Source organism: Janthinobacterium sp. SUN033, assembly GCF_030397595.1.
GTDB lineage: Bacteria > Pseudomonadota > Gammaproteobacteria > Burkholderiales > Burkholderiaceae_D > Janthinobacterium > Janthinobacterium kumbetense.
The window spans coordinates 652,050-674,242 of sequence record NZ_JAPQNV010000002.1 but is presented as its reverse complement, the minus strand read 5'-3'; the positions used below and the strand labels follow the sequence as shown (position 1 = coordinate 674,242).

At 62.6% G+C, this 22,193-nt stretch carries 21 protein-coding genes and 1 tRNA gene; 13 read left to right on the top strand and 9 right to left on the bottom strand.

Annotated features, from left to right (window positions below; translation table 11 throughout):
- The first annotated feature begins 15 nt into the window (after positions 1-15).
- Complete coding sequence (locus OX460_RS11670; protein WP_289898703.1) at positions 16-1,434, top strand: efflux transporter outer membrane subunit; 1,419 nt, start codon at positions 16-18, stop codon at positions 1,432-1,434.
- Between the two features lie 166 nt (positions 1,435-1,600).
- Here OX460_RS11670 and OX460_RS11665 read toward each other — a convergent pair whose 3' ends face one another.
- Positions 1,601-2,518 carry a LysR family transcriptional regulator gene (locus OX460_RS11665; RefSeq protein WP_251350662.1) on the bottom strand — a complete coding sequence of 306 codons (918 nt, stop codon included), beginning with the start codon at positions 2,516-2,518 and terminating at the stop codon, positions 1,601-1,603.
- 111 nt (positions 2,519-2,629) lie between these two features.
- On the opposite strand from OX460_RS11665, the gene OX460_RS11660 reads away from it, so the two are divergent.
- Entirely contained in the window at positions 2,630-3,229 is a 600-nt protein-coding gene (locus OX460_RS11660) for a short chain dehydrogenase (protein ID WP_099394496.1), read from the top strand.
- Between the two features lie 111 nt (positions 3,230-3,340).
- Entirely contained in the window at positions 3,341-5,074 is a 1,734-nt protein-coding gene (locus OX460_RS11655) for a hypothetical protein (protein ID WP_289898702.1), read from the top strand.
- Positions 5,075-5,136: 62 nt separating this feature from the next.
- On the opposite strand, the gene OX460_RS11650 is transcribed toward OX460_RS11655, so the two are convergent.
- Positions 5,137-5,262: a hypothetical protein gene (locus OX460_RS11650; RefSeq protein ID WP_289898701.1), complete on the bottom strand. Its 126-nt coding sequence runs from the start codon at positions 5,260-5,262 to the stop codon at positions 5,137-5,139.
- On the opposite strand from OX460_RS11650, the gene OX460_RS11645 reads away from it, so the two are divergent.
- The 3 genes from OX460_RS11645 to OX460_RS11635 all read left to right on the top strand — a co-directional run bounded on the left by OX460_RS11645 (position 5,249) and on the right by OX460_RS11635 (position 8,204).
- Positions 5,249-5,920 (top strand): hypothetical protein, encoded by a 672-nt coding sequence (locus OX460_RS11645; RefSeq protein ID WP_289898700.1) that lies wholly within the window; start codon positions 5,249-5,251, stop codon positions 5,918-5,920. The two genes, OX460_RS11650 and OX460_RS11645, sit on opposite strands and share 14 nt — an antisense overlap.
- 104 nt (positions 5,921-6,024) lie before the next feature.
- Positions 6,025-6,756, top strand: coding sequence for a BON domain-containing protein (locus tag OX460_RS11640; RefSeq protein ID WP_289898699.1), 732 nt, complete (start codon positions 6,025-6,027; stop codon positions 6,754-6,756).
- 155 nt (positions 6,757-6,911) lie between these two features.
- Positions 6,912-8,204: an MFS transporter gene (locus OX460_RS11635; RefSeq protein WP_289898698.1), complete on the top strand. Its 1,293-nt coding sequence runs from the start codon at positions 6,912-6,914 to the stop codon at positions 8,202-8,204.
- A gap of 61 nt (positions 8,205-8,265) precedes the next feature.
- On the opposite strand, the gene OX460_RS11630 is transcribed toward OX460_RS11635, so the two are convergent.
- Complete coding sequence (locus OX460_RS11630) at positions 8,266-10,434, bottom strand: S9 family peptidase (RefSeq protein ID WP_251350667.1); 2,169 nt, start codon at positions 10,432-10,434, stop codon at positions 8,266-8,268.
- 174 nt (positions 10,435-10,608) lie between these two features.
- On the opposite strand from OX460_RS11630, the gene OX460_RS11625 reads away from it, so the two are divergent.
- Complete coding sequence (locus OX460_RS11625; protein WP_289898697.1) at positions 10,609-11,655, top strand: lysozyme inhibitor LprI family protein; 1,047 nt, start codon at positions 10,609-10,611, stop codon at positions 11,653-11,655.
- 3 nt (positions 11,656-11,658) lie between these two features.
- A complete protein-coding gene (locus OX460_RS11620) occupies positions 11,659-12,162 on the top strand; it encodes a hypothetical protein (RefSeq protein ID WP_251350669.1) in 504 nt (167 codons plus the stop codon).
- Position 12,163: 1 nt separating this feature from the next.
- Here the strand turns inward: OX460_RS11620 and OX460_RS11615 are convergent, their stop codons facing one another.
- The 5 genes from OX460_RS11615 to OX460_RS11595 form a co-directional block, all read right to left on the bottom strand.
- A complete protein-coding gene (locus OX460_RS11615; protein ID WP_289898696.1) occupies positions 12,164-12,562 on the bottom strand; it encodes a hypothetical protein in 399 nt (132 codons plus the stop codon).
- A gap of 102 nt (positions 12,563-12,664) precedes the next feature.
- Positions 12,665-12,740, bottom strand: a tRNA-Lys gene (locus tag OX460_RS11610).
- Between the two features lie 67 nt (positions 12,741-12,807).
- Entirely contained in the window at positions 12,808-14,562 is a 1,755-nt protein-coding gene (locus OX460_RS11605) for a GspE/PulE family protein (RefSeq protein WP_289898695.1), read from the bottom strand.
- Positions 14,563-14,609: 47 nt separating this feature from the next.
- The gene (locus OX460_RS11600; RefSeq protein ID WP_289898694.1) at positions 14,610-15,398 is read right to left on the bottom strand and encodes a spermidine synthase; all 789 of its coding nucleotides are present in this window, start codon (positions 15,396-15,398) and stop codon (positions 14,610-14,612) included.
- Between the two features lie 222 nt (positions 15,399-15,620).
- Positions 15,621-16,133, bottom strand: a complete 513-nt coding sequence (locus tag OX460_RS11595; protein WP_034785134.1) for a glycine zipper 2TM domain-containing protein — start codon at positions 16,131-16,133, stop codon at positions 15,621-15,623.
- A gap of 401 nt (positions 16,134-16,534) precedes the next feature.
- Between OX460_RS11595 and OX460_RS11590 the strand changes: the two genes are divergently transcribed.
- The 5 genes from OX460_RS11590 to OX460_RS11570 all read left to right on the top strand — a co-directional run bounded on the left by OX460_RS11590 (position 16,535) and on the right by OX460_RS11570 (position 21,869).
- Positions 16,535-16,933, top strand: a complete 399-nt coding sequence (locus OX460_RS11590) for a barstar family protein (protein WP_034785135.1) — start codon at positions 16,535-16,537, stop codon at positions 16,931-16,933.
- Positions 16,934-17,089: 156 nt separating this feature from the next.
- Positions 17,090-17,698, top strand: coding sequence for a phosphoribosylglycinamide formyltransferase (purN, locus tag OX460_RS11585; RefSeq protein WP_099666788.1), 609 nt, complete (start codon positions 17,090-17,092; stop codon positions 17,696-17,698).
- Positions 17,699-17,719: 21 nt separating this feature from the next.
- Positions 17,720-19,039 carry an RsmB/NOP family class I SAM-dependent RNA methyltransferase gene (locus tag OX460_RS11580; protein ID WP_099666789.1) on the top strand — a complete coding sequence of 440 codons (1,320 nt, stop codon included), beginning with the start codon at positions 17,720-17,722 and terminating at the stop codon, positions 19,037-19,039.
- 129 nt (positions 19,040-19,168) lie between these two features.
- On the top strand, positions 19,169-20,527 hold the full coding sequence (locus OX460_RS11575; RefSeq protein WP_289898693.1) for a mechanosensitive ion channel domain-containing protein: 1,359 nt from the start codon (positions 19,169-19,171) through the stop codon (positions 20,525-20,527).
- Between the two features lie 133 nt (positions 20,528-20,660).
- On the top strand, positions 20,661-21,869 hold the full coding sequence (locus OX460_RS11570) for a fatty acid desaturase (RefSeq protein ID WP_034785142.1): 1,209 nt from the start codon (positions 20,661-20,663) through the stop codon (positions 21,867-21,869).
- A gap of 140 nt (positions 21,870-22,009) precedes the next feature.
- Here OX460_RS11570 and rpmG read toward each other — a convergent pair whose 3' ends face one another.
- Positions 22,010-22,177, bottom strand: coding sequence for a 50S ribosomal protein L33 (rpmG, locus tag OX460_RS11565; protein ID WP_010400929.1), 168 nt, complete (start codon positions 22,175-22,177; stop codon positions 22,010-22,012).
- Positions 22,178-22,193 lie beyond the last annotated feature (16 nt).

Here is a 22,193-nt window from a genome sequence, read left to right as displayed (position 1 = left end):
ATCATGAACACAGTTATGACCAAAATCGCCGCAGCCGCCTCGCTGGCCGTGCTGCTTGCCGCCTGCGGCACCGTGGGCCAGGATTTCAAGGCGCCCGCCAATCTGGCCGGCACCGACACGGCCACGTTCCGCCACGGCGCGGGTAGCGCGGACGCCGCGCAATTGCCGGCCGAATGGTGGAGCGTGTTCGGCGACGACACCCTGAACCGGCTGGAACAAGCCGCGCTGCGCGACAACCCGAGCGTGAAAGCGGCCGGCGAACGCCTGCTGCAGGCGCTGGCGCAAAGCGGCACGGCGCGCGCCAACCAGGGCCCGAGCGTGAACGTCAGCACGGGCATCTCGAACTCGCGCACTTCGGCCAACACCTCGCAGGGCCTGGCCTTGGGAAACCGCTCCATCAGCGGCAACAATTTTTCCGTCGGCGGCACGCTGTCGTATGAAGTCGACTTGCTGGGCCGCGTCAAACGCATGGTCGAAGCGGCGGACTCGCAGGCGCTGGCGGCGCAGGCGGACCGCGACGGCGTGCTGCTGATGCTGTCGGCGCAAGTGGCCAGCAATTACTGGCAGCTGCGGGGGCTGGACGCGGAAATGGCCATTTTGAACGGTGCGCTCGATACGCGCCGCGAATCGGCCCAGCTGGTCGAGGCGCGCTTCAACGCGGGCCTGACGAATGAGCTGGACCTGGCGCGCGCGAAAGTGGAACTGTCGAACGCGCAAGCCGACCTGCATGAAGTCAAGCGCCAGCGCAACCAGCTGGAAAACAGCCTGGCCACCCTGACGGGCAAGCCGCCGTCGGCGCTGCAGCTGCCGGTGGCCGCCGAACCCTCGTCCTTGCCGCTGCCGCCAGGTATTCCTGTCGGCTTGCCTGCCAGCCTGCTGGCGCACCGTCCGGACCTGGTTTCCAGCGTGGCGGGCCTGCGCGCGGCGAATGCGCAGGTGGGCGTGGCCGAAGGCGCGTTTTACCCGTCGCTGCAATTGACGGGCAATTTCGGTTACGCGTCCGAAAAGCTGCGCGACCTGGCGCAGGGCGGTTCGCGCCAGTTCAGTTTTGGTCCGCTGGCCCTGTCCCTGCCCATCTTCGACGGTGGCCGCAACCAGGCCAACCTGGATTTGTCCAAGGCGCGCTATGCGGAAGCCGTGGCGAATCATGAAACCAAGCTCCTGACGGCCTTGCGCGAAGTGGAAGACGCCTTGTCCGACGTGGAGCAGCGCCAGTTGCAGGGCGACGCCCAGGCCCTGTCGCAGGCAGCGGCGGCGCGCGCCTACCTGGTGGCGCGCACGCGCTACGAGCGCGGCATCTCGACCTACCTGGACGTCACCGATGCGCAGCGCAGCTCGCTGGCGGCGGACCGCGCCGCCGCGCAGATCAAGACCCAGCGCCTGCTGGCGACGGTCGCCGTGGCCAGGTCCCTTGGTGCCGGCTGGCAGCATTGAAGGACACCAGATAAAACCTACTGCGCGTCGCGCTTTGCGGCCGGCGATGCTCACCGTACTAAAGTACGGTTGCGCTTCTCGGCCACAAATCACTGCCGCTCGCTACGGTTTTCTCAGGTGTCGCAATGTCAACCATGAGCAAAAAATGGTAAGTCAATTCAACTAGTTACGTGAGCGTGGCCGGCGGCGGTGTCGCCGCCGGCCCGTAGCGTTCCAGCAGAAAATCGATGAAAGTCGTCAGCTTCGGCGTGGGCTGGCGGTCGCGCGCATACACGAGGTGCATGGGGCGCGGTGCCGGCACGTAGTCGGCCAGCAGCGGCACCAGCTTGCCTGCGGCGATATCGCCGGCCATCAGGATTTCCGCCTGCATGACGATGCCGAAGCCGTGCAGGGCCGCCACGCGCAGCGCCTGCCCATTGTTCGAACGGAAGCGGCTCTCGCGCACGGGGCTGCCGTCATCGTCGCCGCTCCTGGCCAGGCGCCAGCGCACATGGCGCGTCCACTGCATGAAGTCCAGGCATTCGTGGCGCGCCAGATCGGCCGGCGTGCGCGGCGTGCCGTGTCTGGCCAGGTAGGCGGGCGCGGCGCAGATCACCATCGCATACGGCCGCAGCGCGCGCGCCACCATGGCGGAATCTTCCAGCTTGCCGATGCGGATGGCCGCATCGAATCCTTCTTCCACCAGGTCCACCGTCCTGTCGTTCAGGTTCAATTCCAGGCTCACTTCCGGATACGCATCGAGGTAGTCGGCCAGCAGCGGCGCGATGCACTCGCTGCCGAACGACACGGGCGCCGTGATCTTCAGCTTGCCGCGCGGCGCCGTGCGCATGGCTTCCGCACCCCGTTCGGCCGCATGGATGCTGGCCAAAATCTGGCGGCACTGCTCCACATATTGCTGGCCGATTTCCGTCAGGCTTTGCCGCCGCGTCGTGCGCGCCAGCAGCCGCGCGCCCAGCCGCTCTTCCAGGTATTTGATGTGCTTGCCCACCATCACGGGCGAAATCTGGAACGCTTCGGCGGCGGCCGTGAAACTGCCCGCATCGACGACGGCGACAAAAATTTCCATGCTGCGCAATTTATCCATGGCGCCTTGATTGCAAACTGTAGATTAGTAATCTTGTAAATTCTAGCGTATTTATTCCTTTTTGTAAGCGGCGCATACTGGCTCCATCGTTCAACCAGACAAGGAAGCATCATGAAAATCGTTATCATCGGCGCCAGCGGCACCATCGGCACGGCCGTCGCCGCCCAACTGGCGCAACGCCATGAAATCATCGAGGTGGGCAGCCGCAGCGGCACGCACCAGGCCGACATGGGCGACATCGTGCAAGTGCGCGCCCTGTTCAAGCGCATCGGCAAGGTCGATGCCGTCGTCGTCACGGCCGGCAAGCTGCATTTCGGCCCCCTGGCCGAATTTACGCCCGAGCAATTCCAGCTGGGCCTGGACAGCAAGCTGATGGGCCAGGTCAACGTGGCGCTGGTGGCGCAGGAATACCTGAACGACGGCGGCTCGATCACGCTCACGAGCGGTATCGTGGCCGACCAGCCCATCCGCTTCGGCACGGCCGCCACCATGACCAACGCGGCCGTGGAAGGTTTCGTGCGGGGCGCCGCCATCGAGTTGCAGCGCGGCGTGCGCATCAACGTCGTCAGCCCCACGGTGCTGGAAGAGTCGCTGGAGTCGTATGGCCCCTTCTTCTACGGCTTCGAACCGGTCGCCGCCAGCCGCGTGGCCCTGGCTTACAGCCGCAGCGTGGAAGGGGCGCAGACGGGGCAGGTGTACAAGGTCTGGTAAGCCGCTTGCCATGCCATGGGGCAGGTGGGACAATCGCAGGCTGAACAAGGAAGCGGCCGCGCCGTGATGGTGCGGGGCGCTTGCTTGCTGTGAACCACACACCGAGGCCCCATGAAAAACATCCTGATTCCCCTGCTGATGGCCGCCGCCGTCGGCAGCGCCTGCGCCGCGCCACAGGCAGCCACGCCGGCAACCCCGGCCACCGCCGCACAACTGACCGCCATGAGCGCCCGCTATGCGCCCGTCGCGCTGACGGCTGACGTCACGCACCTGTCTGCGGGCGACCGCCAGGCCATCGCCAAGCTGGTCGAGGCGGCCAAGCTGGTCGACGTGCTGCAGCTGCGCCAGCGCTGGTCCGGCAATGAAGCGCTGTGGGTGGCCTTGAAGAAGGACAAGTCGGCCCTGGGCCAGGCCCGTCTGAACTATTTCTGGATCAACAAGGGTCCCTGGTCGGTGCTCGACGCCCACGCCTCGTTCATGCCGGCCAGCTATGCGGGCATCACGATTCCCGCGCACAAGCCGGAAGCGGGCAACTTCTATCCGCAGGGCGCCACCAAGGCCAGCCTGGAAACGTGGATGAATGGCTTGCCGGCGGACGACAAGCAGCAGGCGCAATGGTTTTTCACGACCATCCGCGCGGGCAAGGACGGCAAATACCACACAGTAAAATATTCGGATGAATACAAGGTGGAACTGAAGCAATTGGCCAAATTGCTCGACGAAGCGGCGGCCGCCACGGACAATGCATCGCTGAAGAAATTCTTGACCCTGCGCGCCAAGGCTTTCCTCGACAACGACTATCTGCCGTCCGACTTCGCCTGGATGGACCTCGATTCGCCCGTCGACATCACCATCGGCCCGTACGAAACGTATAACGACGAGCTGTTCGGCTACAAGGCCGCGTTTGAAGCCTACGTGAACATCCGCGACCAGGCGGAAACGCAAAAGCTGAACTTCTTCGCCAAGCACATGCAGGAGCTGGAAGACAACCTGCCGCTCGACGCCCAGTACCGCAACCCGAAAGTGGGCGCGCTGGCGCCGATGGTGGTGGTCAACCAGGTGTATGGCGCGGGCGACGGCAACATGGCCGTGCAGACGGCGGCCTACAACCTGCCGAACGACGAGCGCATCATCAGCGCGCGCGGCTCCAAGCGCGTCATGCTGAAAAACGTGCAGGAAGCCAAGTTCAAGGCCACCCTGACGCCGATTTCGAAACTGGTGCTCACGCCCGAAGCGCAGCAGGACGTGGATTTCAATTCTTTCTTCACGCACATCCTCGCGCATGAAATCACGCACGGCCTGGGCCCGCACGCGACCGTGGTCGACGGCAAGCCATCGACGCCGCGCCAGGACTTGAAGGAAGCGTATTCCACCATCGAAGAAGCCAAGGCCGACATCACGGGCCTGTTCGCGCTGCGCTACATGATGGACAAGGGGCAGCTGAACGATACCCTGGGCCAGGGCGACGTGGCCGAGCGCAAGCTGTACAACACTTTCCTCGCCTCCGGTTTCCGCACCCTGCATTTCGGCTTGACGGATTCGCATGCGCGCGGCATGGCCATCCAGATGAATTACATCCTCGACAAGGGCGGCTTTGTGTCGCTGGGCGATGGCAAGTTCGGCGTCGATTTCAGCAAGATCAAGCAGGCCGTGATCGACCTGGACCGCGAATTTCTGACCATCGAGGCGACGGGCGACTATGCGCGCGCGCAAGCGATGATGAGCAAATACGTGGTCATCCGCCCGGAAGTGCAAGTGGCGCTGGACAAGATGAAGGCCGTGCCGAACGATATCCGCCCGGAATTCGTCACGGCCCGCGCACTGGACAAGGCGGCGAAGAAATAAGCCCGAGCTTGATTATTATCAGTGTGAAAAGCCGGCGCTTTTGCGCCGGTTTTTTTTCGCCTTTATTTATGAAAAGTTGCCAGTTTTTCCTTGTGGAAATATCCGCGCCGCTTACCCTGCAATGGTTGCTGCCCCATTTGTCCTGTCGACCCCATGCCCAATCCGCTTTTGTTGATGAGCTTGCTCATCGCCCTATCTCCTTTGCCTGCCGTGGCTGCCGCCAGTCTCACGGATCTGGAAGTGCGCTGGCTGCAGGCGGGCCAGCCCGTGATCGCGTTTGCGCGTGCGCAAGGTTTGCCCATCGATATCATCGTCCAGCCGCAGGAGGCCCCCGGCGCCGTGCCGCTGGCGCTGGGCTACGCAGCCGGGCGCTGCAAGCTGGTGCTGTCCTTGCGCGGCAATGCGCAGGCGGAGGGTATCTTGCAAGATGTCTTGCCCGCGCGCCAAGGTGTGATGATCGAAGCGATGACGGCGCATGAAATCGGCCATTGCCAGCGCTACGCGCAGGGCGACTGGCATGCCTTGCCGCGCGGCTTTGTCGAGCCGCTCAGCATGCAGCGGGGCAAGTTGACACCGCTGGCGCAGGAGCTGCGCGAGACGCGCCGCGAAGAGGGCTATGCGGATCTGGTGGCCCTGGCCTGGATGCATGCACGCCACCCCGGGCAGTACCAGGAGGTGCTGGCCTGGATGCGCGGCGTGCGCGCGGCTGGCGAAGCCGTGGATGGTTCGCACGCCACGCAGGCATGGCTGGCGCTGGCCGATGGCGCGGGTGCATTTGATGACTCCGCTTCACCATTTGAACAGGCGCAAGTATTGTGGCGGAAGGGCTTGAGCGGCGACAAATAAACATGATTTTTCACGCGGATGGCCTGTCAGCGTGTGCTGTCGCACGGAGCTTTGCGTCCGGCAGGGGTCTAATCTGGGCATCAATTAACCAGAGAGGAACCATCATGAACAAAATGATCGCACTCATGCTGGCCGCCAGTGCCAGCGCCTTGCTTGCCGCCACGCCCGCGTATGCGCAGGATGCCTCATACAAGAGTTTGACGGACAAGGCTTCAAATGATTACAAGCAGGCCAAGGCCGCCTGCGACAGCCACAGCGGCAACGCGAAAAAAGTCTGCGTGGAAGAAGCCAGGGTGGCGCGCGCCAAGGCCGATTCGGACGCCGTGGCCCAGTACCGCAACACGCCGCGCGAACTGGGCAAGGCCCGCAAGGACGTCGCCAATGCCGAGTATGACCTGGCCAGGGCCAAGTGCGGCGACCGCACTGGCGCGGATAAAACCACGTGCATGAACGATGCCAAGGCGGCGAAAACGGCGGCCCTGGCTGACGCGAAAACGGGCGCCAGGGCCGGCACCAATGTGGCGCAAAATCCGCCCGCCACGACCAAGGAAAATTGCGACGCCATGGATGCGACGGCCAAGGCCGCCTGCGTGACGCGCAACGCGGCCGGCAGCACCAAGACGGCCGTGGCCGACTCCGTCATCACCACCAAGATCAAGGCTGACCTCGTCAAGGACAATGACTTGAAAGCGCTCGATGTGCACGTGGAAACGGTGAACGGCGTCGTCATGCTCAGCGGCTTCGTGCCTTCCCAGGCGCAAGTGAAAAAAGCGGCCGAGCTGGCCCGTGGCGTGGAAGGCGTGACGGATGTGAAGAATGGCTTGAAAGTGAAGTAAGCGCATTTTGTACAGATGTTAAGGCCAGGGCTGGAGCCGCACGCAGCAGTGCAGCTCCAGTTTTTTTTGATTGTATAAATTACGATCATAATATAACATGGGAAGAAACCCGCCAGCAGGCGGTGCTGGGCTAACTCTTTTCTCATGGGGACTGCATGCTTTCCTATCCTTTTTCGCAATGGCTGGAGCGGCGCGGCGTGCACTTTGCCTGGGTCATCGTCGCCATCACTTTTCTCACGGCATTAACCTCGTCGGCCGCGCTGGGCTTGCCGGGCGCGCTGATGCAACCCTTGAGCCGAGAATTCGGCTGGGATGCGGAGCAGATTTCCTCGGCCCTGGCCGTGCGCTTCGTGCTGTTCGGTTTGATGGGCCCGTTTGCCGCCATCCTGATGGAGCGCTTCGGCTTGCGCAATATCATCTGCGTGGCGCTGGGCCTGATCGCCGCCGGCATGCTGCTGGCCACGCGCATGACGCAGTTCTGGCACCTGGTGGCCCTGTGGGGCATCTTGCTGGGCCTCGGTTCGGGCATGACGGCGCTGGTCCTGAGCGCCGTGGTGGCGAACCGCTGGTTCGAGACGCACCGGGGCCTGGTGGTGGGCGTGCTGACGGCCAGCTCGGCCACGGGCCAGCTGCTGTTCCTGCCCGTGGGCGCCTGGCTGATCGAGCACTACGGCTGGCGCACGGCCGTCATGCCCGTGTTTGCCGCCTGTGCCATCGTCGCCGTGCTGGCTTTCCTGTGCATGCGCAACCGTCCGCAGGATGTGGCCTTGCGTCCATATGGCGCCGATCCGGCCACGCCGCTGGCGCCACCGACAGCAGCAAAAATGACGTTTGCCACGCCCTTTTTGATCTTGCGCAGTGTTGCCGCGAATCGCACCTTCTGGATACTGTTCGGCACCTTCTTCATTTGCGGCCTCAGCACCAACGGCTTGATCCAGACGCACTTCATTTCCCTGTGCGGCGACTCGGGCCTGTCCGCCGTGCCGGCCGCGTCCGTGCTGGCCATGATGGGCGCCTTCGACCTGTTCGGCACCATCCTGTCGGGCTGGCTGTCGGACCGCTATGACAACCGGAAATTGCTGTTCTGGTACTACGGCTTGCGGGGCTTGTCGCTGTTCTGGCTGCCGTATTCGGAATTCACCTTGTACGGCCTGTCGCTGTTCGCCATGTTCTACGGCCTGGACTGGATCGCCACCGTGCCGCCCACCGTCAAATTGGTGGGGGCCACGTTCGGCCGGGAGCGGGCGGGCATGGTGTTTGGCTGGATCTTCGCCGGCCACCAGCTGGGCGCCGCCGTGGCCGCGTATGGGGCGGGCCGTATCCGCACCCTGATGCTGACCTACAACCCGGCCCTGTTCGCGGCCGGCGCCGCCTGCCTCGTCGCCGCGCTGATGGTGCTGGCAATTCAACGCCAGAAGGCGGCCGTGGCCGCCGCCCAGCCCGCATGAAAAAAGCCAGGCCCGCGTGTGCGGAGCCTGGCTTTTTCATTTTTCAAGAACGTTTCAGGACTTATTTGAGGTACTTGGCCAGCCAGCCTTCCAGTTCGCTGTAGAAGAAGCGGCTGTTCTCGCCCTTCAAAATCCAGTGGTTTTCGTCCGGGAAGACAAGCAATTTCGCCGGCACGTTCAGGCGTTGTTGCACGGCAAAGTTCATCAAGGCATTGTTGGCCGGCACGCGATAGTCGAGCTCGCCCACGGTGATCAGGATCGGCGTGGTAAAGCCCGTGCCTTTTTCGTGGTTGCCCGCTTGCATGACCGGGCTTTGGTCGCGCCACACGGGCAGGTTCGACCAGACGGGGCCGCCTGCATTCGTTTCTCGGCCGAAACCGCCGTCGCTGGTGCCCCACTGCATGATCAGGTCCATTTCGCCCGCGTGCGAGACGATGGCCTTGTAGCGCGTGGTGGTCGCTTGCAGCCAGTTGGCCAGGTGGCCGCCATAGCTGGCGCCGCCGGCGGCCAGTTTCGTGCCGTCGATGAATGGATATTTCTTGATGGCTTCATCGACGCCCTGGTTGACTTCGTCGCCCGGGCCCTTCAGCGGGTCGAACTGAATCGAGCGCGAGAATTCCTCGCCATAGCCGGTGGAACCCTTGTAGTCCGTCAGCAGCACGACATAGCCGGGCTTGGCCAATAAATGATAGTTCCAGCGCAGCACGAACTGGTCGCGCCACATGCTAGCCGCGCCGCCGTGGATGACGGTAAACAGCGGATATTTCTTGTTCGGGTCGAAATTGGCTGGCTTGACGAGCATATTGTGGATCTGGCGGCCGTCGGCCGTCGTGAACCAGAAGTGCTCGGGCGCCTGCCAGTCGATCTTATCTGCCTTGTCCGTGTTGAAGGCCGTCAGGCGTTTCGGCTGCTTGCCGTTGAAGGCATAGATTTCCGGCGGGTTGATGGCGGACTCCCACACGCCGACCAAAGCCTTGCCGCCGCTGCTCAGCGAGTTGATGGTGCCCGTCGGCAAGGATGGCTCTTCGCGCACGTCGCCGCCCCTGGCGTCGATCGAGTACAGCTTTTCCAGGCCCGCATGTTCATAGCTGAAGAGGACACGCTTGCCGCCTTCGGGCAGCACGAAGCGCGAAATCGAACGGTCCAGCTTGGCCGTCAGGATGGTCGGCGCAGGGTTGCTCATCGGCCAGGCGAAGCTGGCCAGGCGCTTCACGTCATACACCTTGCCGGGCGTTTGCGCGTCGCTGAGGGCGAACAGGGTCTTGCCGTCGGCGGCAAATTTCAGGGAACCGTAGCTATGTTTGTCCTGCGTCAAGCGCTGCGCTTCGCCGCCCGCCACGGGCAGCAGATACAGTTGCGAGTAGACGGCTTCGCGCTGGGCCGCATCGCGGTTGGTGGCCGCGTTGAAGACGACGGCCTTGCCATCCGGCGTCCAGACGGCGTCCAGCGATTGTCCCTCGTCGCCCTGGCCGCCGCCGAAGCCCGGCAGGGTGACCAGTTGCGTGCCCGACAGGATGTCGCGCGGCGTGTTTTCACCTTTCGTATCAGGCTGCGCATCGACGATGAACAGGCGCACTTGCTTGTCGGTCAGCCATTTGTCGAAGTAGCGGGGCGCCGTCGTTTCATACGAACGGGCGCTGTATTTGCGTTCCTTGCGCTCTTTCGCGCTTTGCTTGACGTCGGCTTCCGTCTTGTTGCCTGGATAGATGTCGCTGATGAACAGCAGTTGCTTGCCGTCCGGACTCCATTTCGGCATGCGCGCGCCCAGGGTGAGCGAGGTCAGGCGTTGCGCTTCGCCGCCGGCGGCCACGTCGAGGCGGTAAATCTGGCCCGCTTCATCGCCGTCGCGCTTGGCAACGAAGACCAGCTGGCGGCTGTCCGGCGACCAGGCCACGGCGCTTTCGCCGCCCTTGGAAGAGGTCAGGCGGCGCGCGGGGCTGTCGTCAAGCAGCGACTTGATCCACAGGTCGGACGATTGGTCCTTGTTGTCGTAGGCGCTGTCGACCACGGAAAACACGGCCCATCGCCCATCGGGGCTGGCGACGGGCGCGCCCACCCGTTTCATCAGCCACACGTCTTCATGCGTGATGGCGTGCCTGGCGTTGGTTTGTGTGGCGGCAACTGGCGATGCCGGCGTGGTATCGGCGGCGTGGACGGTCGTTGCCAGCGAGGCGCAGGCCGCTGCGATCAGCAGCGAGCCGAGGGAACGGCGAAGACGGGGTGAGGTCATGGGCGTGGTCCGGAGTAGTGAAAAAAGTACAGCGGGCAACATTATTGCCTATCGTTTCCTGCACTGCCAAGGCTGTGTACCGTTACTTACCAGGCCGGCGCACGCATGGCGGACGGGTGGGGCGTATCCGATCAGTTAAACTTGCCGCTTTACTCACGCTGGCGACGATTCAACATGAAAATTAGTCTACCTTTATTGAAAACGCTATTGCTGGGCGCAAATTGCCTGCTGGCCGCCCCGGTTTTTGCCGCTGCCGCCGCACCGTACCCGAATACGAGCGCCATGGGCGTGGGTCACGCGGAAAGCACGGCCTGGTATGCGGCTTGCCTGAAGGTCAAGGATGCGGCGCCGCCGCCGGCCGACTTGCCGGCGCCGTCCGCCGCGGCGTCCCTGCAGCAATGCCAGGCAAAGGACCTGTATTACGATACCAAGAGTATGTCCTCGCCCAAGCCGGCCGACTGGCGTCCCGCGCGTCATTGCGCCATGGCCACGCAGAACAGCGCCGTCTTGATGATGCTGTACCAGAATGGGCAGGGCGTGCAGAAAGACCCGTTGCTGGCACTGAAGTATGCGTGCAGCATCGATGCGGCGCCGGCCGAGATGCAGGGGCGCATCGAACACTTGCAGCAGATCAATGCCAGCGGACGCGGCATGATCGACCTGTGCGACGACATTACCAGCGGCTACATGATGGGTGTGTGCAGCGCCATCGATGCGCGGCAAAAGCAGCGCGTGCGCGCGCAGGCGACCGGCAAGATCAGCGACGCCATGCCGGCCGTGGCGCAAGCGTCGCTGCAAAAGCTGCAGGCGGCGGCAAGCAAGTTTGCCGATGCGCGCGCGGCGAATGAAACGGATTTGAGCGGCACGGCGCGCGCCGCCCTGAGCATCGCCGCCCGCACGGCCGAGCTCGACCAACTGGCGCACGATCTGCGCGAGTATGAAGCGGGCAAGTTGCCGGAAAGCATGTCCAAGGAACAGGCGGCGGCGCTCGACAAGGAACTCAACGCCATCTACGCCAAGCTCATGAAAAAGCCGGCGGAAACCCATGCGGGCGCCGTGGGCAAGGATGGCATCCGTGCCACCCAGCGGCTGTGGCTGGCGTACCGCGACGCCTGGATGAATTTTGGCGCCGTGCGCTATCCATCCGTGACGAGCGAGACCTGGGCCGGCCGGCTGACGTCGCGGCGCAATGTGCAACTGCAAGATTTGCTGGGGAATTGAGCCATGCGGGAAGCCTACTACCACGAAGACGATTTTTGCATGATCGAATTGTTGCCGCTGGATAATTTACAGCACTGTCTGACGCAGATGGGCGAGCAGCAGGCGTTCGCCGACGCGCACCGCAGCGGCGCCGGCTGGACGGACATTTACGTGCCCGAGGCGCCGCCGTCGCCGCTGCGCGCGCTGGGCCTCACGGCGGACCAGCTGCGCCTGGCGCTGGCCGATGCCTTGCCGCCCTACGACGCCGTCTACACGGGCTACAGCAGTTACCGGGTGGAATGCAAGAACGTGCTGGCCTTTGGCGGCGAGCACACGGAAACCCTGTTCGCCGGCCTGGACGACAAGGGCATCGTGTGCGACCTGTGGTGCAGCGATGGCATGCCTGAGCTGTTGCTGCTGCCCTTGAAGGAACGGTTGCTGCTGGCCGACTGGGGCGCGGGGTTTGCCTGTCCGCTGGCCGATGGGGAACTGTTCGCCCGTTATCTGCAGGAATACGAACTCGACTGATTTATTCGCAGGCGATGGCGTTCGGTTGCGCCACTTTGACGACCGACGCCAGGCGCGCCATGTCGTTGCCGTCGCCTTGCTCCACATACGGTTGATACGTATCAATGACGATGCGCGCACGCGCTTGCCAACCGCAATTGTCGGCCTGGCGCGCTGGCACGCGCAGCAGCCGCCGCGCCTCGCCATCGTTGCTGAAACAAAACCACGCATCGTGCGTGGCGGCAGGCCGGGGCAAACGGCCCCACTGCGCCTTGTCGGGCGCGAAGCAGACGCGGTTGCCGATGATCTCCAGGCTCATCTCGTCCGTGCGCGCGCTGTACTGGCCGTCGAGCACGATGGGCGTTTGCGCCTGCGCGGACAGGCAGGCGCAGGCCAGGAGGAGGGTGGCGGCAAGTTTCATGCGTTTCTTTCAGGGCGGGCAAGACGAAGGGCCAGTATAACCGGGGGCCGGAAACGAAAAAAGCCAATCCCGGAGGATTGGCTTTTTAGTACTGCGCATTCGTGGTAGGCCGTGCGGGATTCGAACCTGCGACCAACGGATTAAAAGTCCGCTGCTCTACCAGCTGAGCTAACGACCCGAAAGAGGCCGCATTATATATCAGTTGAAAAAGAATGCAAAGCATTCCTGCGAGAAAGTACTGAAGTTCACGGCAGGGCCGCCGTGAGCTTCAGCACTTCGTCGAGACTGGTCGTGCCATCGATGATCTTGCGCGCGCCGGCGATGCGCAGCGGCGTCATGCCGTCCAGCAGGCTCTGGCGGCGCAGCGCGTGCAGGTCGGCGCCCGCCTTGACCAGCTGGCCGAACGTTTCCGTCACGCCCAGCAGTTCATAGATGCCGGCCCGCCCCAGGTAGCCGCTGTGCCGGCACAGGGCGCAGCCGACGGGGCGGTACGCTGCGGCCGGCCGTTCCAGCTGGCCGCCCGTCAGGCGCTGCCAGGCAGCGGCGCCGGGGGCGGCGTCCAGCTGCTTGCAGGCCGCGCACAGGCAGCGCAACAGGCGCTGCGCCAGCACGCCGGCCAGGCACGCTTCCAGCAGGTAGGCGGGCAAGCCCAGTTCCAGCAGGCGCATGACGGCCGAGGGCGCGTCATTGGTGTGCAGGGTCGACAGCACCAGGTGCCCCGTCAGCGCCGCCTGGATGGCCATCTCGGCCGTGGCCAGGTCGCGGATCTCGCCCACCATGATGATGTCGGGATCTTGCCGCATCAGCGCCCGCACGCCATCGGCAAACGACAGTTCGATGCCGGCCTGGGTTTGCACCTGCATCTGGTTGAAGGCCGGTTCGACCATTTCGATGGGGTCTTCCACCGTGCACACATTGACTTCGCTGCCGGCCAGCGCCTTCAGGGTGCTGTACAGGGTGCAGGTCTTGCCCGAACCGGTGGGACCCGTCACCAGCACGATGCCGTGCGTGCGCGCCGTCAGCTGGCGCCAGCGTTCGGCGTCCGCGGGTGGAAAGCCCAGCTCGGCCAGGCTCTTGACGGCCACTTCCGGGTCGAAGATGCGCATGACGAGCTTTTCGCCGAAGGCCGTGGGCAAGGTCGACAAACGCAGTTCGATTTCCTGGCCCTGCGCATTGCGCGTCTTGATGCGGCCATCCTGGGGGCGGCGCTTTTCCACCACGTCCATGCGCCCGAGCAACTTGATGCGCGCCGTCATGGCAAGCAAGACCACGGGCGGCAGCTGGTAGGCCTGGTGCAGGCGGCCGTCGATGCGCAGGCGCACGAGGCCCGCGTCGCGCTTCGGTTCCAGATGGATGTCGGAGGCGCGCTGGGCAAACGCGTATTGCCACAGCCAGTCGACGATGCGCACCACGTGCTGGTCGTTGGCGTCCAGGTTACCCTTGTTGCGCCCCAGTTCCACCAGTTGTTCGACATTCTGGCGCAGTGCCAGGTCTTGCGTGGAGGCTTGCCGGGCCACCTTGACGGAACTGGCCAGGCTGAAAAATTGCGCGATGGCATCGGCGATGTGCAGCGGATTGGCGATGACCAGGCTCAGCTTGCGCGGCGCCAGCTTGCCCAGCTGGGCCTGCCAAGCGAGCGCGTAAGGCTGGGCCGTGGCGATGACGATGCGCTCCGGCGTGCTTTCCACGGGCAGGATGTTGAAGCGGGCCGCATAGCCGGCCGTCATGACGTCGGCCACCTGGCTGAAATCGATGTGCAGGGGATCGATGCGCAGATACGGCAGGCTTGCGCGTTGCGCCAGCCAGGCGCACAGGGTGTCGAGCGTCAGCGCACCGTGGGCGATGCTGCACAGCGGATGCAGGGCCGGCGCCGGCAGCAGGGCGGCCTGGGCGCCGATGGCGGCCGCTTGCGCCGCGTCGAGCAAGCCGTCTTCCTGCAGCCAGGCCAGCAGTTGCGGCAGTTGCAGCGGCGTATCGGGAGAAGGAGGGGATGCGGGCATGGCCGGCGCCTTTCCGGGCTGCCGGCCTTGCCTGGACTTGCCGGCGGTTACAGGGTGCTGACGATGCCCTTGACCCAGGACTTGGCGGGCAGCTTGGTCTCGGCGACGATCTGCTTGGCGCGCTCGAGCAGGGCGGCTTGCGCTTCGGCATCGAGTGCCACTTTCGTCTTGAAAGCGATGGCCACCACGTTCCCATCATGGACTTCCGGCAGGCAGATCACCTGTTCGAACGCAAACTTCATCGCCTTGATGTTCTTTGCATAGCTGGGGTGGTCGCCAAACAGGTTGACCGTCATGATGCCGTGCGGCGCCAGGCAGGCGCAGCAGGCGGAATAGAACTCGGCGCTGTCGAGCACGGGACCGCGCGCCGTGGCGTCGTACAAGTCCACTTGCAGGGCGTCCAGGGTGCCGTGGTGGGCCTCATCGTTGACGTAGTCGAGCGCATCCATCTCGCGCACGTGCAGGCGCTCGTCGTTGGGCGGCAGCTTGAACATCGAGGCGCAGATGGTGATGACGGACGGGTTCAGTTCGATGGCTTCGACCTGCGCCTGCGGGAACTGGCGGTAGCAGAACTTGGTCAGCGCGGCCGTGCCCAGACCCAGCTGGGCGAGGCGCTGCGGCTGCTCGATCCACAGCATCCACGCCATCATCTGCTGCGCGTATTCGAGTTCCGGCCAGTCCGGCTTGCGGATGCGCATGGCGCCCTGCACCCATTCCGTGCCGAAATGCAGATAGCGCACGCCATCCATTTCCGACAGGGTGACAGGGGCGTAGCGGGGCTTGCGCGCAGGGCGCGAGGATTCGACTTGTTCGATGGATTTTCGTTTGATAAGCATAAGGCGGCCTGAAAGTGTGCCGCATTATAGCCCGTGCCGGGGCGCCATAAAAAATGCCAGCCCCATGAGAAAGACATGGGGCCGGCATTTTAGTACTGAGTAACAACGCTTGACAGAAGCGTCGCGAGCGGAAGGCAGAGGTGGCCGAGAAGCGCAACCGTACTCCAGTACGGTGAGCATCGCAGGCCACCTATGCCGACGCGCAGCAGCTTATGTCAGGCGTTACTGTTGAGCAGGCTCGATGGAGACGCGCAGACGGATGCGTTCGCCCGGATCGTAGGACATGATGCTCGTGTAGTTGCGGCCGCGGTAGTCGTAGGTGACCTGGTAGCCATTGTTGCGCGATTCCCAGTGGTCGACCTGACGGCATTGCTTGACGGCTTGTTCCTGCATGCCGCCCTGGTAATTGTTCTGGTTGTCGACACGGTCGCCGACGACGGCACCGGCAATCGCGCCAGCGGCTGCCGCGGCCGTGCGGCCATTGCCGCCGCCGACCTGGCTGCCGAGCAGGGCGCCGGCGATACCGCCGACGATGGAGCCGCCAGCGCTGCGCTGTTGCGGCGGTGCCTGGACTTGCACGTATTCCGTACGGCATTCCTGGCGTGGACGATTGATCTGTTCCACTTGCGGCACGACGCGCACGACCTTGCCGAAATCTTCAAAGTCGGCGGCCTGGGCGAGTGGCAATGCACCGATACAAAGGGCTGACATCATCAATTTGGCTTGCAAGTTCATTTGTAACCTCGTTATCTAGAGAATCTTTCAGGGTATTTTTTACAACTTGGGGCTATAGTAATCCCGCCGGGCGGCGACGAGTGTTTCGCGTGGCAACAAAATGTAACAGCCCAAGCCCCTTGCCCCACAGTCTGTAACATGCACTTTCAATCGATACAAGATGTTGAAGTGACTTGAAACCAGCGGTTTGTAACAAATCTTGCGTTTGACATCATATTCGGGTTGATTCATGCAGGACAACACGTTACCCTAATACGCGTATGGCTTATATAAAATCGCACTGAATCGCATAAAAGTTGATACAGATCGAATCACCGCGTGCGCATTGACCCGCGTGCGGGGATGCAATAAGAAGAGCAGCTAGAAGATATCCATACATAACAGGTCGATTTGAGGGAAAAATGAGTTTGTTACTAACCGTGCCGCCCAACCTTGTCCAGTCCATCCGTGCCTTTCGCGTGACCGAATTACAAGACGAGGCGATCCGTCTCGGGCAGCACTTTTTATATGCGCATTGCAACGCTGGACAGACCAAACAACAAGTCATCGGCATTATTGCAGAAGCATTCCTGTTTCCGAAGAACCTGGCGAAGAATTTCGACGCCCTGCGCCTGTGCCTGACGGATACCATGTCCAAGGCGGGCACGCAAACGGGCTTCCTGGTGGTGCTCGAGCAATTGCCAAATACGCAAAAATTCGACAAGGAAGCGCGCGAGATCCTGCTCGACGTGTTCCGCGACGCGGCCGACTACTGGGCCGAGAAGAAAGTCCCGTTCCGCGTCTTCTATTCGTTCGAGTAAATACTTACTCTTGCCGCAGCGCCGTCAAGCGGGCCTTCGGCGCAGGTGAAAACCGGCATCGCCGGGCGGCTGCGGCGCGCCGGCGCTCATGTTGCGCCGCAACAATAATACCGGCCTTTCTAGATTCGCATCGCCATAGCGGGTACAATGCGCGCTATGAAAAATATCGTTATCCTCATTTCCGGACGCGGCAGCAACATGGAAGCGGTCGTCCGCGCGGCGCAAGCCGAGCAATGGCCAGCCCGTATTGCCGCCGTCATCAGTAACCGGGCCGATGCCCAGGGACTGGTTTTTGCCGCGGAACATGGGATAGCGACGGCAGTCGTTGCCAACAAGGATTATGCCAGCCGCGAACAGTTCGATGCGGCGCTGCAAGCCGTGATCGACGGCTTCGCCCCCGACCTGGTCGTGCTGGCCGGTTTCATGCGCATCCTGACGCCGCCCTTCGTCGAACATTACGCGGGGCGCATGCTCAATATCCACCCGTCGCTGCTGCCACTGTTCCCGGGCATGGCGACGCACCGCCAGGCGCTCGAGGCGGGCGTGACGGAACACGGCGCGACCGTGCATTTCGTGACTGCCGAGCTTGACCATGGCCCGGCCGTGGCGAGCGCGGTGGTGCCAGTCTTGCCAGGCGACACAGAAGACAGCTTATCGGCGCGCGTGCTGGTACAGGAACATCTGCTTTACCCGCGCGCCATCCGCCTGTTCATTGACGATAAACTGTCAGTCGAGCATGGCCAGGTCCGCGTGGACCCTCAATAAAATATTACAGGAAGAATAACAATGAGATTGCCACCAGCGATACTTGCCAATGCTGAAGAAGTATTGCGCGAAATTTTACGTTTCACGGCCCCGGCCGACACCACCCTGTCGCGCTATTTCCGCGACCATCCGCGCCTCGGTTCGCGCGAACGCGGCGCCATCGCCGAAGGCATTTATGCCGTCCTGCGCAACAAATCGTTCTTCACGGACTTCGCCGAAGCGGGCAGCGGCCCGACCATGCGCCGCCTGACCATCCTCGGCCTTGCCGAAGCCGTCGGCGCCGACTCCCTGGGCGGCCTGACGGAAGAAGAAGTGGAATGGCTGGAACGCATCACGCAGATCGACCGCAGCCTGATGCCGTCGAACATGCGCGCCAACATGCCGACCTGGCTGTTCGACAAGCTGATCGCCCAGTTCGGCGAAGCGGAAACCATGAAGCTGGCCGATGCGCTGAACGCGCCGGCGCCGCTGGACTTGCGCGTCAACTCGCTCAAGGCCACGCGCGACGACGTGATGCTGGCCCTGGCCGAAGCGCCTATCCTCAGCACGCCGACGCCGTATGCCCCGCTGGGCTTGCGCGTGATCAAGAAGCCATCGTTGCAAAACCTGCCATTGTTCCAGAGCGGCGCCATCGAAGTGCAAGATGAAGGCAGCCAGATCCTGTCGCAGATCGTCGGCGCCAAGCGCGGCGAGATGGTCGTCGATTTCTGTGCCGGCGCGGGCGGCAAGACCCTCGCATTGGGCGCGCTGATGCGTAACACGGGCCGTTTGTACGCGTTCGACGTGTCGGAAAAGCGTTTGGCCAAGCTGAAGCCGCGCATGGCCCGCAGCGGCCTGTCGAACGTGCATCCGGTGCAGATCGCGCATGAGCGCGATGCCAAGATCAAGCGCCTGGCCGGCAAGATCGACCGCGTGCTGGTCGACGCCCCATGCAGCGGCCTGGGCACCCTGCGCCGCAATCCGGACGTGAAATGGCGCCAGCAGCCGAACTCGATCGTGGAATTGCAAGCCAAGCAGGCAGCCATCCTGGCCGGCGCGGCGCGCCTGGTCAAGGGCGGCGGCCGCCTGGTGTACGCCACCTGCAGCTTCCTGAACGAAGAAAACGACTTTATCGCCGAGCAATTCCTGGCCGCCCATCCGGACTTCACCCTGGTGCCGATGAGCAAGGTGCTGGCGGAACAGAAGATCGAGCTGGAAATGGGCGACTACCTGAAATTGTTGCCGCACCTGCACCAGACCGACGGCTTCTTCGCCGCCGTGTTCGAGCGCAAGGTCATGCCGAAAAAAGTCTACGCCGATGAAAAACCGGCCGACGACGCTGACGCTGAACAAGCCGAGTAAGCCTGTCACGGGCCGCCGCTGCACCTTGCAGCGGCGGCTTTCAATGCCGCCAGCCCGCCTGGCGGCATGGGCCTAGCCCCTCCGTATCACCTCCGTCCCACCCGTCTCACCTTCCGGACCGCATCCGCCATGAATGAAACCCCGCTGCTGAATCTGATCACTGACTTTGTCGACGATTTCCGTCAACCGGCCATCCTGTGGCAGGCGCTGGTCATCGTCGCCTGCCTGGCGCTGAGCTGGCTGCTGGTGCGGCAGTTGCGCGTGTTCCTGCATCGGCGGGCGGAAGCGGCCACGGTGCCGGCTACGCCGGAAACCTTGCAGCGCACGGACAGTTTCATCCGTATCCTGACGCCCGTGCTGGCGGCCATGCTGCTGGGCATTGCGCAGCATTTCCTGGCCAAGTTCCAGTCCGTGAACCTGCTCAGTATTGCCATTCCCCTGTGCACCTCGATGGCGCTGGTGCGCTTCGGGTTTTATGTGCTGCGCCGCATTTTTGCCCGCCACGGCGACATCAGCCCCACCATGTTGCTGCTGGAAAAGATCTTCACGGTGGTGGTGTGGGCCGGCATGGCCCTGTACATCACGGGCCTGTGGCCGGAATTGCACACCTTCCTGGAAGGTATCGTCGTGCCGCTGGGGCGCAACAAGGTGTCCGTGGCTGCCATCTTGCAAGCCGCGATTTCCGTGGCTGTGCTGCTGGTGCTGGCCATGTGGGCCGGTACTTCGCTCGACGAGCGCCTGATGAAAATGCAGGGCTTGCACACTTCCTTGCGCGTGGTGCTGTCGCGCATGGGCCGCGCCGTGCTGATCCTCGTTTCCGTGCTGGTCAGCCTGTCGCTGGTGGGCATCGACCTGACGGTGCTGTCCGTGTTCGGCGGCGCCTTCGGCGTGGCGCTGGGCTTTGGCTTGCAAAAGATCGCCGCGAACTTCGTGTCCGGTTTCATCATCCTGCTGGACCGCAGCCTGACCATCGGCGACATGATTACGGTGGGTCAATTCACGGGCAAGGTCACGCAAATCAATACGCGCTATACTGTGTTATTGGGTGGCGATGGCGTTGAATCCATCGTACCGAATGAAATGCTGATTTCCGGCGGCGTGCAGAACATGTCGCTGAGCAACCGCATGGTCTGGCTGTCGACGGCCGTGTCGGTGGGCTATGAAACGGATCTGGATGTCATCTTCCCCTTGCTGGAAGCGGCGACGGCCAAGGTGCCGCGTGTGTCGCAAAGCAATCCGCCATCGGCCACCCTCGTGCGTTTCGGCGCCGACGGTCTTGATGTGCAGATCGGCTTCTGGATCGCGGACCCGGAAAATGGCACCGGCGGCGTGAAGTCGAATGTGAACCGCGCCATCTGGCGCACCTTGCAGGAACATAAGGTCACTGTACCGTTTCCGCAACGCGAATTGCGTATTGTTGGTACGCCTCCTGCCCCGCTCGCCAGCGCGGCAGAGGGTGAGTCCGCCCCATCCGGCACCCAGCCTTAACCTCGCTGCCTGCCTCCGATTTTGCCTGACCGCACCCATTAGGGCGTACAATCACGCCTAAAATTAACTCTGCCGGACCTCCAGAGTCACTGGAGCGACCGTGCGCACGCCCTGTCCACTTGGAGTAGTAGTAATGACATTGAGTTCCGTTTTACACGACGTTTTGCAGTTCATGGCAACTGGCATTACCGATCTGTCCGCATGGCAAGTTTTCCTGTACACCATGGTGGTCACGCATATCACCATCGCCAGCGTCACGATTTACCTGCACCGCCACCAGGCCCACCGGGCGCTGGAATTGCATGCGATCCCCAGCCATTTCTTCCGTTTCTGGCTGTGGCTGACGACGGGCCAGGTGACCAAGGAATGGGCGGCCATCCACCGCAAGCACCACGCCAAGTGCGATACGGAAGAAGATCCGCACAGCCCCGTGACGCGCGGCATCAAGAAAGTCTTCTGGGAAGGCGCCGAGCTGTACCGCGCTGAATCGAAGAACATGGAAACCATGGCCAAATACGGCCACGGCACGCCGACGGACTGGATCGAGCGCAACCTGTATACCAAGTACAGCTGGCTGGGCGTGGTGTCGCTGTTCGTCATCAATTTCATCCTGTTCGGCGTGATCGGCATTTCCGTGTGGGCCGTGCAAATGATGTGGATCCCCATCACGGCGGCCGGCATCATCAACGGCATCGGCCACTACTGGGGCTACCGCAACTACGACTGCGCCGATGCGGCCACCAACATCATTCCGTTCGGCATCCTGATCGGCGGCGAAGAGTTGCACAACAATCACCATACCTATGCGACTTCGGCCAAGCTGTCGTCGAAATGGTATGAAATCGATATCGGCTGGGCGTACATCCGCGCGCTGGAAATGCTGGGCCTGGCCAAGGTGAAAAAGCTGGCGCCAGAGCCGAAGTTCTCGCACGGCAAGCTGGAAGCGGACTTCGAGACCTTGCAATCGGTCATCGCCAACCGCTACGACGTGATGGCCAAGTATGCGAAATCGATCAAGCATGCCTGGAAGGAAGAGCTGGAACACCTGAAGCACAAGGCGGAACTGGAAAAGCGCTTCCTGAAATCGTCGCGCAAGCTGATGCAGCGCGAGCCGGGCAAGCTGGCCGATGCGCACCACGAACAGCTGTCGGAATTGTTCCAGCACAGCAAGGCGCTGGAAACCATGCACCACATGCGCGTGGAGCTGGGCGCCATCTGGGAACGCTCGCACTTTACGCGCGAGCAATTGCTGCAAAAGCTGCAAGACTGGTGCACGCGCGCCGAAGCGTCGGGCATCAAGTCGCTGCAAGACTTTTCCTTGCGCCTGCGCAGCTATGCCTGAGTAAGCTGTTGCGTCATATCAAGGCCCTGGTTTCCAGGGCCTTTTTTTCGTCCCGGTACAAGGGGAGAACGGCGAGATGAAAATCAGGGCGAAAAAAAACCGCTCATCGGAGCGGCTCTTTTTACAGAACACAATATCAATTACTTGATTTTGGTTTCTTTGTACGTTACGTGCTTGCGTGCTTTAGGATCGAATTTCATGATCTCCATTTTCGCAGGCGTCGTACGCTTGTTTTTGGTGGTCGTGTAGAAGTGACCCGTACCGGCGGTCGATTCTAACTTGATTTTGTCGCGGCCTGATTTTGCCATGATAGCTCCCTTATTC